This window comes from Bacteroides sp. LFL-34 (genome assembly GCF_027257075.1).
Classification (GTDB): Bacteria; Bacteroidota; Bacteroidia; order Bacteroidales; family Bacteroidaceae; genus Bacteroides; species Bacteroides ovatus.
The window spans coordinates 1-822 of record NZ_JAPQKZ010000147.1; the positions used below are offsets into that span (position 1 = coordinate 1).

Below are 822 nucleotides of genomic sequence, written 5' to 3' on the forward strand. Positions count from 1 at the left end.
AGGTTTCATCAGCCTTGATGTGGAGTATATCGACGGCACCAAGATTGAATCCAAAGCCAACAAATATACTTTTGTCTGGCGCAAGACAGTCGAACGGAACCGTACGAGACTAATGGATAAAATCCGTATTCTCTTGGAGCAGGTGGATGAAGCCATTGCACAGGAGAACTCTATAAAAGACACATCCGTGGAGTTTACTCCCTGCATGCTCTCTGACATAGTGGATGAACTTAAAGAAGCCCTGGAACGCCAGCCTGCAACAAAGGATAAGGAAGAAAAGAAAGCCCTGCGCAAAAAGAAGAAGCAGGTCATGGAACTTGAAGGGTATCGTGACAAGCTGATAGAATACGATAATCACCTTGATACCCTTGGAGAACGTAACTCCTATTCCAAGACCGATCCTGGTGCCACATTCATGCGCATGAAAGAAGATGCCATGAAGAACGGGCAGACCAAACCCGGATATAATCTGCAAATAGGTACTGAAAACCAATTCATCACAGACTTCCGTCTGTTTCCCAACCCTACCGATACACTGACCCTCATACCTTTTTTCCACTCTTTCCAGTACCGCTATAACCGTTTACCGAATATCTGTGTGGCAGACTCCGGTTACGGTTCGGAAGAAAATTACCGGTTCATGCAGGAGAATGGGATAGAAGCCTTCATCAAGTACAATTACTTCCATAAAGAACAGCGTCCCCGTTATACTCCCAACCCGTTCCATGCCGAAAGTCTCCATTACAATGCCCAAGAGGATTATTACGTTTGTCCTATGGGACAGCACATGAACCGTATAGGAACCAAACGTGACAAGACAGC

The 822-nt window shown here is 45.6% G+C and carries 1 pseudogene; it reads left to right on the forward strand.

Annotated elements, in window-relative coordinates:
* Window positions 1-822 (forward strand): annotated as a pseudogene (locus tag N5O98_RS27295) (IS1182-like element ISBf3 family transposase); the annotation flags it as partial.